This is a genomic window from Streptomyces sp. NPDC015139, from assembly GCF_043079785.1.
Classification (GTDB): domain Bacteria; phylum Actinomycetota; class Actinomycetes; order Streptomycetales; family Streptomycetaceae; genus Streptomyces; species Streptomyces albidocamelliae.
The window spans coordinates 575,041-589,099 of sequence record NZ_JBIBUW010000002.1; the positions used below are offsets into that span (position 1 = coordinate 575,041).

The 14,059-nt window shown below is 74.7% G+C and carries 12 protein-coding genes; 6 read left to right on the top strand and 6 right to left on the bottom strand.

What is annotated here, in order from left to right; all coding sequences use genetic code 11:
* Positions 1–67: 67 nt before the first annotated feature.
* The gene (locus ACF08B_RS07180) at positions 68–1,036 is read right to left on the bottom strand and encodes a nucleoside hydrolase (protein WP_392316456.1); all 969 of its coding nucleotides are present in this window, start codon (positions 1,034–1,036) and stop codon (positions 68–70) included.
* 78 nt (positions 1,037–1,114) lie between these two features.
* A complete protein-coding gene (thrS, locus tag ACF08B_RS07185) occupies positions 1,115–2,341 on the bottom strand; it encodes a threonine--tRNA ligase (protein ID WP_392316457.1) in 1,227 nt (408 codons plus the stop codon).
* Between the two features lie 373 nt (positions 2,342–2,714).
* Between thrS and ACF08B_RS07190 the strand changes: the two genes are divergently transcribed.
* The gene (locus ACF08B_RS07190; protein WP_392316458.1) at positions 2,715–3,500 is read left to right on the top strand and encodes a hypothetical protein; all 786 of its coding nucleotides are present in this window, start codon (positions 2,715–2,717) and stop codon (positions 3,498–3,500) included.
* A 39-nt stretch (positions 3,501–3,539) separates the two neighbouring features.
* Here the strand turns inward: ACF08B_RS07190 and ACF08B_RS07195 are convergent, their stop codons facing one another.
* Positions 3,540–4,883: a tetratricopeptide repeat protein gene (locus tag ACF08B_RS07195; RefSeq protein ID WP_392316459.1), complete on the bottom strand. Its 1,344-nt coding sequence runs from the start codon at positions 4,881–4,883 to the stop codon at positions 3,540–3,542.
* A 111-nt stretch (positions 4,884–4,994) separates the two neighbouring features.
* Here ACF08B_RS07195 and ACF08B_RS07200 point away from each other — a divergent pair, with 111 nt between their 5' ends.
* The 3 genes from ACF08B_RS07200 (at position 4,995) to ACF08B_RS07210 (ending at position 8,579) form a co-directional block, all read left to right on the top strand.
* Positions 4,995–5,210, top strand: a complete 216-nt coding sequence (locus tag ACF08B_RS07200; RefSeq protein WP_143050215.1) for a hypothetical protein — start codon at positions 4,995–4,997, stop codon at positions 5,208–5,210.
* A 40-nt stretch (positions 5,211–5,250) separates the two neighbouring features.
* Positions 5,251–6,492: an amidohydrolase gene (locus ACF08B_RS07205; RefSeq protein ID WP_392316460.1), complete on the top strand. Its 1,242-nt coding sequence runs from the start codon at positions 5,251–5,253 to the stop codon at positions 6,490–6,492.
* A gap of 119 nt (positions 6,493–6,611) precedes the next feature.
* A complete protein-coding gene (locus ACF08B_RS07210; RefSeq protein ID WP_392316461.1) occupies positions 6,612–8,579 on the top strand; it encodes a YncE family protein in 1,968 nt (655 codons plus the stop codon).
* Positions 8,580–8,582: 3 nt separating this feature from the next.
* Here the strand turns inward: ACF08B_RS07210 and ACF08B_RS07215 are convergent, their stop codons facing one another.
* Both ACF08B_RS07215 and ACF08B_RS07220 read right to left on the bottom strand, forming a co-directional pair.
* On the bottom strand, positions 8,583–9,716 hold the full coding sequence (locus ACF08B_RS07215) for a hypothetical protein (RefSeq protein ID WP_392316462.1): 1,134 nt from the start codon (positions 9,714–9,716) through the stop codon (positions 8,583–8,585).
* Between the two features lie 98 nt (positions 9,717–9,814).
* Complete coding sequence (locus ACF08B_RS07220) at positions 9,815–10,972, bottom strand: PP2C family protein-serine/threonine phosphatase (RefSeq protein WP_392316697.1); 1,158 nt, start codon at positions 10,970–10,972, stop codon at positions 9,815–9,817.
* Between the two features lie 154 nt (positions 10,973–11,126).
* Here ACF08B_RS07220 and ACF08B_RS07225 point away from each other — a divergent pair, with 154 nt between their 5' ends.
* Together ACF08B_RS07225 and ACF08B_RS07230 are read left to right on the top strand one after the other, a co-directional pair.
* Positions 11,127–11,579 (top strand): hypothetical protein, encoded by a 453-nt coding sequence (locus ACF08B_RS07225; RefSeq protein ID WP_392316463.1) that lies wholly within the window; start codon positions 11,127–11,129, stop codon positions 11,577–11,579.
* 249 nt (positions 11,580–11,828) lie between these two features.
* Positions 11,829–12,752, top strand: a complete 924-nt coding sequence (locus tag ACF08B_RS07230; RefSeq protein ID WP_392316464.1) for a hypothetical protein — start codon at positions 11,829–11,831, stop codon at positions 12,750–12,752.
* Here the strand turns inward: ACF08B_RS07230 and ACF08B_RS07235 are convergent.
* Positions 12,652–13,998, bottom strand: coding sequence for a PLP-dependent aminotransferase family protein (locus ACF08B_RS07235; RefSeq protein ID WP_392316465.1), 1,347 nt, complete (start codon positions 13,996–13,998; stop codon positions 12,652–12,654). The two genes, ACF08B_RS07230 and ACF08B_RS07235, sit on opposite strands and share 101 nt — an antisense overlap.
* Positions 13,999–14,059: the final 61 nt, after the last annotated feature.

Genomic DNA, 14,059 nt, shown 5'->3' on the forward strand with positions numbered 1-14,059 from the left:
GGAAAGGGAACCTTGGGGTTCGGTCCGCCGGAACGGCCTGCGCGGCGAGCCGGGCCGGCCGGAAGCGCTAAGGGCGTTCCACCGTCTCCAGGTACAGCTTCACCCAGCGCTCCACGTCCACCTCCAACGCCACCTCCACCAGGGCCTGTTCGCGGCGGCCCTCGTGGATCTCGGACTCTCCGGGGCGCGGCCGGCGGTCCACGATCGTCTGGCCGCGGGACGGGCCCGGGGCGAGGGAGACCTCGACCGGGAGCAGGCGCGTGGTGAGGCCCTGCGGGTCGGCCACCGCGCACACCGCGCCCGCGTCGCCGAGGCCGCCCGCCTCCTCCGCCTCCGGCTCCTCGCCCTGGGTGGTGGGCCGGTGCGCGAGCAGGTCGCCGGCCAGTCGGGTGCCGGGCTCGGTGCTCGCGCGCAGCCGGTGCACCTCGCCGGCGGGGACGACGACCCGCATGAAGACGTCCAGGCCGTACATCGTGATCGGCACCCCGGCGGTGAGCAGGACCGCCGCTGCCTCCGGGTCGTGCCAGACGTTGAACTCGGCGACCGGTGTGGCGTTGCCGGTGGCCACCGCACCGCCCATGAACACGATCCGCTCGATGTTGCGGGTCACCTCGGGGTGGGTGCGCAGCAGCAGGGCGATGTTGGTCAGGGGCGCGGTCGGGATCAGGGTGACGGGGCGCGGGGAGGCGAGGATCTCGCGGCGCAGCAGGGTCACGGCGTCCTCGGCGGCCGGCGCCCTGGTGGGTGCGGGCAGGCCGAGGTCGCCCATGCCGTCGCTGCCGTGCACATGGCGGGCGGAGCGGGCCGGTTCGAGCAGCGGGCGTTCGGCGCCGCGGCCCACCGGGATGTCGGGTGCGCCCGCCCGCTCCAGCACGGTCAGGGTGTTGCGGACCACCCCGTCGACGTCCGTGTTCCCGGCCACGCAGGTCACCGCCCGGAGGTCCAGGCCCGGGTGGCGTACGGCGAACAGCAGGGCCAGGGCGTCGTCGACGCCGGTGTCGCAGTCGATGATCACGGGGATGGGCTGACCGGTCACGGCGGACTCCTTCCGTCGTGCCGACCTTAAGGCAGGCCGGCGCGCCGTGACCGGTACCGCTCGGCCACCGGACGGCCGTCACTCCCACAGGGCGGTGCCGCGGGCGGCGACCCGGCCGGCGATCCGGCCGAGCAGGTCCGCCACGGGCAGCGCGCCGACGCGGCGGCCGTCCCGCAGACGCACGGCGGCCAGGCCGCTCCCGGCCTCCCGGGCGCCGATCACCGCCTGGTACGGCACCAGGCGGGCCGCGCGGACGCGGGCGGCCAGGGTGCCGGTTGCGGGGCCGGCGAGTTCGGCGCGCAGGCCGCGCGCGACGGCCTGCCGGACCAGGGCCGCCGCCTGCTCCGCCTGCTCTTCCGCGACCGGCAGCACGACCAGCTGGACGGGTGCCAGCCAGGCCGGGAAGGCGCCGCCGTGCGCCTCGATCAGATGGGCCACCGCCCGCTCGACGCTGCCGATGACGCTGCGGTGGACCATCACCGGGCGGTGCTTGGCGCCGTCGGCGCCGGTGTAGCGCAGGTCGAAGCGGGCCGGCTGGTGGAAGTCGATCTGCACGGTGGACAGGGTGGACTCGCGGCCCGCCGGGTCCGCGATCTGCACGTCGATCTTGGGGCCGTAGAAGGCGGCCTCGCCCTCCGCCTCCTCGTACGCCACCCCGGCCTCGGCGAGGACCTCCCTCAGCAGCGCGGTCGCCCGGCTCCACAGCCCGGGGTCGGCGACGTACTTGCCGCCCCGGCCGGGCAGCGAGAGGCGGTGGCGCACGGCCTCGATGCCCAGGTCGGCGTAGGCGCGGGCGATCAGTTCCAGGGCGGCGCGGGCCTCGTCGACGACCTGGTCGGGGGTGCAGAAGACATGCGCGTCGTTGAGCTGGATCGCGCGGACCCGGGTGAGGCCGCCCAGGACGCCGGACAGCTCGGCGCGGTACATGGTGCCCAGCTCGGCGATGCGCAGCGGCAGTTCGTGGTGGCTGTGCGGGCGGGAGCGGTAGATCAGGGCGTGGTGGGGGCAGAGGCTCGGGCGCAGGACGGTCTCCTCCGCGCCGAGCCTCATCGGCGGGAACATGTCGTCGCTGTAGTGGTCCCAGTGCCCCGAGAGTTCGTACAGCTCCCGTTTGCCGAGCGCGGGCGAGTACACGTGCCGGTAGCCGGCGGCGCGTTCCGCCTCCCGGACGTACTCCTCCAGGGTGTGCCGGACGGCCGCCCCGTCGGGCAGCCAGTAGGGCAGGCCGGCGCCCATCAGCGGGTCGGTGCCGAAGAGGCCGAGTTCGCGTCCGAGTCGGCGGTGGTCGGGCAGCGGGTCGTTCATGGCGGGGCTCCTCGTCGGACGGGGGCGAGGGACCGGGCGGCGGACACGCCGAAGCCCCGGGGCGCTCGCCCCGGGGCTTCGATGCTGGTCAGGTGTCAGCGCGCCGGGACGGTCTCCGGCGTCGTCGTGCTCGACGGGCACTGTGGGGCGCGCTGCATACGGCGGACGGTAGCAGCGGCCCCGGGGCGGGGCGACGGGTTTTCGGCCGGGTGCGCCTCGGGCGCCGCGTCCGCGGGGGTCCGGCCGCCGCGGCGGCTCACCCGTACGGCCCCGGAGCGCTGGTGGGGCGGTCGGGGCGGTGGTGCCGTGAGAGCAGGCACTCCCCACCGGCATCCCGTCGGCCCCGACCGGCACCCAGCCCAGGAGACACCCGATGACCGCCGAGATACGTCCCCGTGGCCTCCTCCTCGCCCTGACCGCCGCCGGACTGCTCGCGGTCGGTGGCTGCGCGGCCCTCGGCCTGCGGCACCCGGCGGCCGCGCCGCACCCCTTCCCGACGATCGACGCGCCGATCCAGGCGCCCAAGGCGTCCGCCAAGGCCGGGGGTTCCACGCTCAGCGACCAGCAGGCGCAGGCCGCGCTCATCACCCAGTCGGACCTCGGCGCCCCCTGGACCCCGACCCGCGGCGCGGCCACCTGGCGGGACGGTCTGCTGAAGGCGACCACCAGCGCCGGGGAGTGCCAGCGGCTGCTGGACGCCCTGTACAGCGACGAACTCCTCGGCGCCCCCGCCCGCCTGGCCGTGGGCCTGGACGACGCCGACACCGACGCCCAGCTGCGCTACCAGATCGGCGCGCGCCGGCCGGCGGACGTCGACGCCACGCTCGCCTGGCTGCGGACGATGCCCGCCAAGTGCGCCGACTTCATGGCCACCTCCGGGACCGGCCTCACGGAGGAGGTGCAGGTCATGGAGGCCCCGCTGCCCGAGGTCGGGGACGCCCGCCAGGGCCTGCGCATCCTTGTCGGCGCCACGTCCCAGGACCAGGAGGAGCGGTACGTGCTCACCATCGACCTGGCCGCCGTCCGGGTCGGCGAGGACTCCTTCGCGCTCACCAACGCGGGCCTCGGCGACGTACCGAACGACGCCACCCAGGCCGCCGTCCAGATGGGTGCGCTGCGTCTGGCGGACGTCCACCGGCAGGGCCGCGTCCAGGTCTGAGGCGGGTGCCCGCCGGTGGCAGCGGGCGGCCCGTCCGTCTCACAGCGGTGGCTGGGCCGGTGCCGGTCCGAGGGTGGTGGTGCCGGGGGCCGTGCGGTGGCCGAGACCGGTGCGGTAGGCGTCCAGCGCCGCCTCGACGCGGCCCGTGCGGCGCAGCAGGTCGCCCAGCAGGCGGCACAGGTCGGCCAGGTCGCCCGCGGCACCCGCGCGTTCGAGGAGGCTGAGGGCGCGCACGTAGTGCTCCTCGGCCGCCTCGGTGTCCCGGGTGTCCTCGGCGATGATGCCGAGGAGGCGGTGCGCGCCGGCGGCGTGCACGGCGCCGCGTTCGGAGGAGAAGTCGCCGAGGACGCCCTCCAGCAGCCGGGCGGCCTCGGCGGACTTGCCGCGGCGGTGCAGCACGTCGGCCAGTTCGACCGCGGCCTGGCTGCGGTACAGGGCCGCCCGGGTCTCCGAGAGCATGGCGAGCGCCTGGCGCAGTTCGTCCTCCGCCCGTTCCAGCTCGCCGTCCTGGGCGTAGACGTACCCGCGCATCCAGTGGCAGTTGGCCAGCTCGGTGCGCAGCCGGAGCTGGCGGTAGAGCTCGGCCGCCTTGGCGAGGGAGGCGTCGGCCTCGGCGACCCGGCCCTCGGCGAGCAGGGTGCGGGCGACCGAGCGGTGCATCCGGGCGATCAGCGCCGGGTCGGCGGCCTGCGGGGCGAGGGCGAGGGCGAACTCGGCGGCCTGGGCGGCGCGGGCGTGGGCGCCCATGTCCATGTAGGGGCCGATGACGCTGGCGTAGAGCAGGAGGAGGGCGTCGGGGTCGTGCAGCCCGCCCCGGTTCAGTTCGTCCAGGGTGGACTCCAGCAGGTAGACGGCGTACCGGAGTTCGCCCGCGAGGTAGTGGGAGACGGCCCGGCCGCGCACCGCGGGGACCCGCACCGGCAGCGACTCCCCGGCCAGGCGTTCCTCGGCCCGCTCGAAGCACTCGCGGGCGCTGCCCAGCTCGCCCGTCTCCAGCGCGCACTCGCCGAGGCCGAGCAGCGCGGTGGCCTGTTCGCAGGCGAGGCCGTGCGACTCGGCCTCCGCGAGCAGGGCCGCGTACTGCGCGGCGGCGTCCTCCGCCCGGCCGTCGGCGAGCAGGCGCTGCGCCTCGGTGAGCCGCAGCCGCAGGTCGGTGGCGAGGTGGGCGGGGCGGCCCACGGCCAGCTCCTCGAAGGCCACGCCGAGCCGGCCGGCGATGTGCCGCAGCGCCTCGTCGGATGCCCGGACCCGGCCCGCCTCCAGGGTGGAGATGTAGGCCGGTGTGTACGCCGGCTCCGCCAGCTGCCGCTGCGTCAGGCCCCGTTGGGCGCGCAAGTGCTGCACGCGCCGCCCGATGACCTGCGGATCGTCCCGTTCGCGCATCCCCCGACTCCCAACTGACCTGGTCCCTCTTGCCGTTCGGCTTCCGAAGCCCCTAGGTTAAACGGCGGATTAAGCCTGCTTAATACACCGCTGTCGTGTTGCGAGGTCGCCGTGCCCGGACGTACATCCGCACCCTACGGACGCCCCACCCCCGAACTGACCCCCGCACGGCTGCGGATGAACGGCGGCACTCCCGCCGCCCGGGCGGTCGCGGCGGCCGTGATCGCCGCGGCGGCCCTCATCCTCGCGGCGAACGCCGGGCCCGCCCGCGCGACGGACACCGCCCCCGCACCGGCGCCCGCGGCCGTCCAGCACGTCCACCCCTGAGCACTCCCCGCGGCGGGCCGGCCGCCCCTAGGCTGCTGCCGTGACCTCGACCGCGGCCCGCGCCGCCCTCGACCTGACGGCCGGCCTCCCGGTGGCGGACCTGGAGGACCTCTACCGCGATCTGCACCGCCACCCCGAGCTGTCCCTGCACGAGCACCGCACCGCCGGGAAGCTGGCCGGACGGCTGCGCGGCGCCGGGTTCGAGACCGCCGAGGGCGTCGGCGGCACCGGGGTCGTGGGCCGGCTGCGCAACGGGGACGGGCCGACGGTGCTGCTGCGGGCCGACATGGACGCGCTGCCGGTGCAGGAGGCCACCGGGCTGCCGTACGCCTCCACCGCGGCCGGGGTGATGCACGCCTGCGGGCACGATCTGCACGTCACCTGGCTCACCGGGGCCGCCGAGGCGCTGGCCGCCGGGCGGGACGCCTGGAACGGCACCCTGCTGGTCGTCGGCCAGCCCGCGGAGGAGACCGGGCAGGGCGCGGCCCGGATGGTCGCCGACGGGCTGTACGAGCGGTTCGGCCGCCCGGACACGCTGCTCGGCCAGCACGCGGCGCCGGGGCCGGCGGGCCTGTACCCGCACGTGCCGGGGCTGATCATGTCGGCCTCCACGGACGTGGACATCGTGGTGCACGGCCGCGGCGGCCACGGCTCCCGGCCGGAGGCGACCGTGGACCCGGTGGTGACCGCCGCGCACCTGGTCACCCGGCTGCAGACGGTGGTCTCCCGGGAGATCGCCGCGGGCGAGTCCGCCGTGCTGACCGTGGGCCGCATCGAGGCGGGCAGCCGGCACAACATCATTCCCGCCGAGGCGCGCATCGCGCTGAACCTGCGCACCCAGTCCGAGCCGGTCCGGCAGCGGATGCTGGCCGCCGTCCGGCGCATGGCGCTCGGCGAGTGCCTGGCGTCGGGCTGCCCCCGTGAGCCCGAGGTGACCGTCGGCAGCACCTTCCCGATGACCGTCAACGACGCCGGCGCCGACGCCGCGGTGGCCGCCGTGCACGGCGAGGTGTTCGGCGCGGGCACGGTGTTCGACCCGGGCCCGGCGATGGGCAGCGAGGACTTCCCGCAGCTGGCGCTCGGAGCGATCCCGTACGCGTACTGGTTCGTGACGACCACCCCGGCCGAGGTGTGGGAGCAGGCGCCCGGCGAGACGCTGCCGGAGAAGCTGGCGGCGGTGCCGAGCAACCACAGTCCGCACTTCGCACCCGATCTGTCCACGGTCGCCCCCGGTGTCCGGACCCTGGTGTCGGGGGCGCTCGCTTTTTTGTCAGTGGCATGACCTAGAGTTCGCGGCCTAGTCTTCACCCATCCGCCACACGGCTCACCGGGGACTCGCACAACAGCCGTGCTCAGGCGCCCTTTCACCATTCGTTCCGGGGGGTTCGAATCAGCGTGCGTATGCGCACCCTCACCGCCGCCACCACCCTGGCGGTCCTCTTCAGCTCGGCGGCCCTGACCGCCACTCCGGCCTTCGCGGACACCAGCAGGATCCTGCCGGTCAAGTCGACCGGCGACCTCGTGGCCGACGGGACCCACAAGAAGGTCTTCGTCAGCGACCCGGACAACGGCAAGATCGTCGTCACCGACTGGACCGGCACGGTCGTCCAGCAGCTGACCTCGCTGCCGGGGGTCACCGACCTCGAACTGTCGGCCGACTCGAACACCGTGTACGCGGCCGTGCTCAGGAGCGGCGCGATCGTCGCCTTCGACACGGCCACCGGGGCCGAGACCGCCCGCTGGTCCGTGGGCCCCAACCCCGTCTCCCTGACGCTGACGGACGGCAAGCTGTGGTTCGGCTACGGCACCGCCGAGTCGGGCGGCAACATCGGCTCGATCGACCTCGCCGACCCCGAGCACAAGGTGTCCCTGGCGCTGGACGCGCAGAGCCCGTGGTTCTCCGCACCGATGGTGGACGGCGCCCAGGGCGTGCTCGTCGCGGGCATGGCCGTGCAGAGCCCGGCCGAACTGGCCGTGTACGACACCTCGTCGGGCACCCTCACCCGCACCGCCCACACCGACGTGGCGGGCGGCAACATGCGGGAGCTCGCCGTCACGCCCGACGGCAAGGACGTCGTGGTGGCCAGCGGCTCGCCCTACTACCAGGCCGTCTACCGGACCTCGGACCTGACGGCCGACGGCCAGTACCCGACCAACGCCTACCCGAACGCGGTGGACATCGCCCCGGACGGCTCGGTCGCGGCGGGCATCGACGGCGCGTACGAGCCCGACGTGTACGTCTTCAAGCCGGGCTCGCACACCTCGGTGCGCGAGTACGACTTCCCGTCCACCACCACGGGCGGCAACGCCGACCTGCTCGCCGACGGCTCCCTCGCCTGGGCGCCCGACGGCTCCCGCCTGTTCGCGGTGTCGCACAACTACGACGGCGTCCACCGCCTGCGCGTCCTCGACGCGCCCACCAAGGCGGCCACGACCGTCAAGGTCGACGCCCCCACCAGCGCCACCCGCGCCAAGAAGCTCACCGTGAAGGGCAGGGTCACCTCCAAGCCGGCCTTCGCCGCCGGCACGAAACTGACCGTCACCCGTACCGACCTGGACTCCCCGAAGGGCAAGACGCTTCCCTCGGTCACCGCCAAGGCGGACGGCACCTTCTCCTTCACCGACACCCCGCCGGCCGGCGGCAAGGTGAAGTACACGGTGGCCTACGCGGGCGACGCCGACCACGCGGCGGGCTCCGGCTCCGACTCCGTGGACGTCTCGCGCGCCAGGCCGACCCTCACCGTGAACAACGACGGCAAGGTCTACTCGTACGGCAAGGACGTCAAGTTCACGGCCCACCTCGGGAAGACCTGGAAGAACCGCACGGTGGAGATCTGGGCCGACCCGTTCGGCGGCGACAAGCCGAACAAGCGGATGAAGTCCGGCAAGGTCGACTCGCACGGCAACCTGTCGGTCACCCTGGACCTGAAGCGGGACACCAAGGTCACCGCGAAGTTCGCCGGCGACTCCCGGTACAAGGCCGCCACGGCGGCGAGCACGGTCGGCGCCAAGGTGAGCGTGTCCACCTCGGTGAGCAACCACTACAAGGCGAAGTACACGTGGAACCACACGTACTACTTCTTCCACAAGTCCAAGGACCCGCTGATCACGACGAAGATGTCGTACTACAAGGGCCGCAAGCAGAAGTTCGAGTTCGAGGTGTACTACCAGGGCAAGTGGTACCCGGGCGAGCCGGACTACTTCGCGGTGCGCGCCGACGGGGTCTCCCGGGTGCAGATCACCGGAAACCACGGCCAGGACGTCGGCTGGCGCTTCCGGGTCCGCTCGTCGTACATCAACGGCTCCTCCGGTGACACCGTGAACTCCACGACGCACGGCGCCTGGAAGTACTTCACCTTCACCGGCTGAGGCCTACTGGGCCTGGAGCTGCCGCAGCTGCCGCTGGACGTTCTCCAGCGCGCCGCTGCGGCGCCCCGGCACCCGCCGTCTCAACTCCGCGAGCACGGGCCCGAGTTCACGGGCCCGCGCCGTGTCCCCGATACGGGTCCACTGGTGGTGCGCGCGGTCGACGGCCGCCTCCACCGCGCCGCCGTCCGCGGCCTGCCCGGCGGCGAGGCGCACCTCGGCGACCCCCAGCCAGGCCCGGCAGCTGCGCGCCGCGTCCCCGGCGAACATCGCGAGGTCCGCCCGCACCTCCATCCAGTGCAGGGCGTCCTCGGAGGCCGCCCCCCGCGCCCGTACGGCCGCCTGCTCGTGGTGCGCGGCGAGCGCGTCGGCCTCGGTGTGCCGCCCGGCCTGCACGGCGGCGCTGATGGCGGCGTGCGGATCCACCGCCTGCTGAGAGGGGACCCCACCGGGCACGGCAGGACGGGGGCGCTCGGGCCGGTACGGGGGCCCGGCGGCCGGCCCCCCGGGGCTCGCCAGGACCAGGTCCCGGCCCGCGCTCGACTCGGCGATCCGCGCCATCGCCCGCTCGTGCAGCTCGGGCAGCGGCGGCCGGTGCCCGCTGCGCAGCAGCGTCGCCACCGCCTTCATGTACGCCGGCTCGGCCGGACCCCGGCGGCCGGACGCCCGCGCCGGGGCGATGCGACCGTGAACGGTGGTGGTCGGACCCGAGTCCAGTCCGCGCTCGGCGACGAACCGCCAGGCCTCGGCGTCCGCGTGCAGATCGAGGACGAGCGCGGTCTGCGCCGCCGAACGCAACCGCAGCTCCTCGCGGATCCAGTGCCAGGGCAGCGCGGTGTAGCGGACGGTGGCCGGGGTGGTGCGGGCGAGCGCCAGATGCGGCAGACGCTGCCGCTTGTCCAGCTGGAGCTGGCCGGTGAGGTACACGGTGAGCGGGCCGGGGGCGGCCGCGGCGGCCCGCAGCCGGGTCAGCACGGCCTGCGGCTCCAGCGGGTCGGCGAGTTCCACCACGTTGGCGGTGTCGGTGCCGGACAGCACGGACGGGGCGACGGCGGCCAGCACCGGCAGCACGGCGGCCGCGTCCACCAGCCGGCCCCGGCCCAGTGGCGAGGCCGCGAGCAGCAGCACGGTTCCGGGCATCGGCCCTCCCCCTGTAGACCTGTGATCCGCGGACCCCGTGGTTCCTCGGATGCGCTCTCCAGCCAGCACCGTAGTCGCTGCTGCCGCAAACGTGCGCCTCAGGTCGGTGAACGTCCCCGTTCGGGGGCTTCCCCCGCCGGTTCCGGCAGCCGCCGCACCGCGAACACCGTGGTGTCGTCCTCCAGTCGGCCGCGGCTGTGCCGCAGCACCCCGTCGCGGACCCTGCGGACCAGGCGCCCGGGTTCGGCGCGGTGCGGGTCGGCGGTCACCGCGCGGTCGACCTCGCGGGCCAGCGGATAGAAGAGGCCGGATTCGTCGCGGGCCTCGGTCACCCCGTCGGTGACCAGCAGCAGGGTCTCGTCGGCGGCGAGCGGCACCCGGTGCAGTGGCGGCAGACGGCCCGTGAGGTCGCCGAGGCCGAGCGGGACCCCGTCACCGCTGGGCAGCTCGCGGACCCCGCGCGGGCCGACGGCGAGCGGGGGTTCGTGGCCGAAGTTGACGACCTCGACCGCGTCCCGGACGTCGTCGTGGAAGCCGATCAGCACGGCCGTGGCGAAGCGGTCGCGGTCGCCGCGGCCGAGCGCGGCGGTGTGGGAGCGGTGCCGGACCATCCGGTTCTCCAGCCGGGCGGCGACGACGGTGAGGTCCTGCTCGTAGTAGCCGGCCTCGCGGAAGGTGCCGAGCAGCGCGGCGGCGGTCTCCACCGCGCCGAGGCCCTTGCCCTGCACGTCGCCGACGAGGACCCGGGTGCCGTGCGGGCCGGGCTGGATGTCGTAGAAGTCGCCGCCGACCCGTGCGTCGACGTCGGCGGCCAGGTAGACGCCCGCGTGCTCCAGGCCCGCCCAGCGCGGTGGCAGCGGGCGCAGCACGGTGCGGCGGGTGGTCTCGGCGATGTCCTGGATGTGCAGGATCTGCTTCTCGCGGCGCACCCGCACGGCGCTGGCGAGGGTGGCCAGCAGGCCGCCGAGGGCGACCAGCAGGAAGTCGGGGAGACCGGCCTTGTACTGGTCGGGCCAGGCGTCGTCGACGCCGACGTACGTCACGACCGACACCAGGCTGAAGGCGGCCGTCGTCCACACCCCGCAGATCGCGGCGGCGATGCCGGGGACCAGGACGATCCAGGAGATGATCCGGAACTGTTCGCCCGTGTTGAAGTCGAGAAGCACGATGCCGATGAGCAGCAGCAGCGGCACCACCCAGGCGATGCTCCGGCCGCGTACCCGCAGCAGCTGGCGCCGCCGCCGTCCGTACTCCATCCGCGTCACGGCGGGCAGCTCTCCATGTCCTTCAGACAAACACGGGAGACATCCGGTCGCATCCGGGCACCCGTCACCCGCCTGGCCGACTTGCCAGGCCGCGCCCCCAGGTGTGCATTGGAGACCGGGGGCGAGGAGAGAGAGGAGCGCTCTCATGGCTCATGCGGCACCCGCGCCCGGCGGGCAGGTCCCGGCCATCGGGTACCGGCCACCCAATGTGTTCAGCGAGCGGACGCACGAGATGGCGAGGTGGCTGCTGCCCGCGGTCCTCGGCCTGATCTACGGCTACTGGGCCGCGGCCAACGTCCGCTACGGCGGTCCCATCACCGGCATGAACGTGCTGTTCGGCTTCGTGACCGGCTTCGTGTTCTTCGCCGTCTTCCGGGCCCTGGAGACGTTCGCGCCGCGCATGCGGCGCGAGGTGCACGCGTTCCTGTGGGCGGCCTTCACGGGCATCGCGGTCGGCTTCCTGTACAGCCTGAGCAACCACGGCCACTCCATCCTGGGGTCCGCGGGTCTGGGCCTCGCGTTCGCCGTGCCCACGTTCGTGGTGATGTTCTACCGCTACTACACGCACGAGGACGCGGCGGGCAACCGCATCCGCTGAACCCGACGCACGCGCGTGGGCCCCGGCCGGATTCCGGCCGGGGCCCACGCACTCCCCTGTATCACCACCCGTCCCACCAGCACCAGGAAACACCCGTTCGGGGGAACCCTCCACCGGAGAGCGGAAGCCCCCGGGCCGGTCGCCGTACGAACCCCGGGCGAAACCCGATGACACCCGTTCGCCGCCGAGGTCCGCCCGAACGCAGTCCTCCCGCTCGCGGGCGGACCTCCCGGGGCCTTGCCTGGACGTGTGCCCCCACGCCTCCGGAGCGCCCTGTCGGCCGTACTGATCACCCTGTCCTGCCTCCTCGTGCCGTTCGGCGCGCTGGCGGCGTGGGCGTCGTACGCGCTCGCCGACACGGGCCGGTACGTCACCGCGATGGCCCCGCTCGCCGCCGACCCGGACGTGCGGGAGGCAGTCGCGGACACGGTCGGGGACGGCATCCTGCGCGCGGTGGACGAGCACCTGGACGTCCGCCCGGTGCGCGGCTCGGTCCGCCCGTTCGTCCGCGACGCGGTGCGCTCCTTCACCCAGACGCAGGCGTTCCGGCTCGCCTGGGACACCGGCAACCGGGTCACCCACGACGCGGTGCTGCGCGCCCTGCGCGAGGGGGACGAACGCGATGTCACCGTGGACCTCGCACCCGTCACCGCCCAGGTGAAGCGACAGCTCACCCATGACCACGTACCGCTCGCCCAGCGCATCCCGGTGGAGCACACCGCGGTCGCCGTGCTGCCCGCGGGTGAACTGTCCACGCTGCGGAAGGGGTTCCACGTGCTCGAGGTCGCCGGTTTCTGGCTGCCGGTGGCGGCCGTGGCGTTCGCCGTGTGCGGCATCGGCCTGGCCGTCCACCGCCGCCGGGCCGTCACCGCGACCGCGCTGGGCACGGCCCTGGGCGGTGGCCTGCTCGCCGCGGCCCTCGCCGTAGGCCGCAGCCTGACCCTCGCGGACCTGCCGCCCGACGTGCCGCACCCGGCCGCCGGCGCGGTCTACGACGCCCTCACCGGGACCCTGCGCACGGTCGCCTGGCTGTTGCTCGGGCTCGGCCTGGCCGTGGCCCTCACCGCCTGGCTCACCCGGTACCTCCTTCCGGCCCGCGCCGCGCGACGCCGGCCAGAGTCGCCAGCGCCCGCGTCAGCTCCGGCTCGGACGCCGACGCGAGCCCGAGTCTGACCGCGTCCGGCGTACGGCCGGGGTCGACCGAGAACGCCGTACCGGGCGTGACGGCGATCCCGTGGGCCAGCGCGGCGGCCGTGAACGTGTCCGCCCGCCACCGGGTGGGCAGCTCCCACCAGGCGAAATAGGCCGCCGGATCGGACCGGACGGCGAACCCGGCCAGCTCCCGGGCGACCAGCCGCTGCCGGCGCCGGGCGTCCTGCCGCCTGGCCGCCACCAGTCGGTCCACGGTCCCGTCCGCGATCCACCGCACGGCCGCCTCCAGCGCGAACCCGCCCGCGCTCCACCCGCCGGACCGCACGGCACGCGCCACCGCCCCGGCGCGCCCCTCGGGTACGACGACGAAACCGACGGTCAGCCCCGGCGCGACCCGCTTGGACAGCCCGTCGACGAGATGGACGAGATCCGGCGCGAGCGAGGCGAGCGGGGTCGCGCCGCCCGGATGCAGGAAGGACCAGATCCGGTCCTCGACCACCGGTATCCCCAACCTGTGGACGGTGTCGGCCAGTTGGGCGAGCCGGCCGGGGCTCGTGGTCAGCGAGGTCGGGTTGTGCAGGGTCGGCTGGAGGTAGAGCGCGGACAGCGGGGCGCCGCGGTGGGCCGTCGCGACGGACTCGGGCAGCGGCCCCTCCGCGTCCACGGCGAGCGGCACGAGAGTGATGCCCAGCCGCCCCGCGATCTCCTTGACCAGCGGATACGTCAGCGCCTCCACCCCCACCCGGCCGCCCGGCCGCACCAGCGAGGCGAGGGTCGCGGCGATCGCCTGCCGGGCGTTGCCGGTGAACAGGATCCGCGCGGCGGCCGACCGCAGGCCCGCCTGGGCGAGCAGGGAGGCCACCGCCTCGCGGGCCGCCGGGGTGCCCGCGGCGGCGGCCGGCCGCAGCGCCTGCCCCAGCGCGTCCGGCCGCAGCAGCGGCGCGAGGGCCGCGGCCAGCAGCTCCGTCTGGCCCTCGGCGCCCGGGTAGTTGAGCTCCAGGTTCACGGGCGCGGCACCGGCCGCCTCGGCCAGGGCACGTCCCGGCTGGCCGTCCGGCTCGGTGGCCCGCACGAACGTGCCGCGGCCCACCTCGCCCACCACCAGGCCCCGGCGCACGAGTTCGGCGTACACCCGTCCCGCCGTGGAGGGCGCCATCCCGTGCCGGCGGGCGAACGCGCGCTGCGGCGGCAGTCGTTGGCCGGGCCGCAGCCGTCCACCGGTGATCTCCTCGGCGATCCGGTCGGCGATGCGCCGGTAGTCGTCCACACGTCCCCCTGTCCGTACCGGTGCCGGCGATTGCACCGAGAGCAAAGATCTTATTGCACCG

Excerpts from the sequence above, each read along its gene's own strand:
- thrS (WP_392316457.1), bottom strand. The coding sequence starts at position 2,341 with ATGAACGACCCGCTGCCCGACCACCGCCGACTCGGACGCGAACTCGGC.
- ACF08B_RS07190 (WP_392316458.1), top strand. The coding sequence starts at position 2,715 with ATGACCGCCGAGATACGTCCCCGTGGCCTCCTCCTCGCCCTGACCGCC.
- ACF08B_RS07195 (WP_392316459.1), bottom strand. The coding sequence starts at position 4,883 with ATGCGCGAACGGGACGATCCGCAGGTCATCGGGCGGCGCGTGCAGCAC.
- ACF08B_RS07210 (WP_392316461.1), top strand. The coding sequence starts at position 6,612 with ATGCGCACCCTCACCGCCGCCACCACCCTGGCGGTCCTCTTCAGCTCG.
- ACF08B_RS07215 (WP_392316462.1), bottom strand. The coding sequence starts at position 9,716 with ATGCCCGGAACCGTGCTGCTGCTCGCGGCCTCGCCACTGGGCCGGGGC.
- ACF08B_RS07220 (WP_392316697.1), bottom strand. The coding sequence starts at position 10,972 with ATGGAGTACGGACGGCGGCGGCGCCAGCTGCTGCGGGTACGCGGCCGG.
- ACF08B_RS07225 (WP_392316463.1), top strand. The coding sequence starts at position 11,127 with ATGGCTCATGCGGCACCCGCGCCCGGCGGGCAGGTCCCGGCCATCGGG.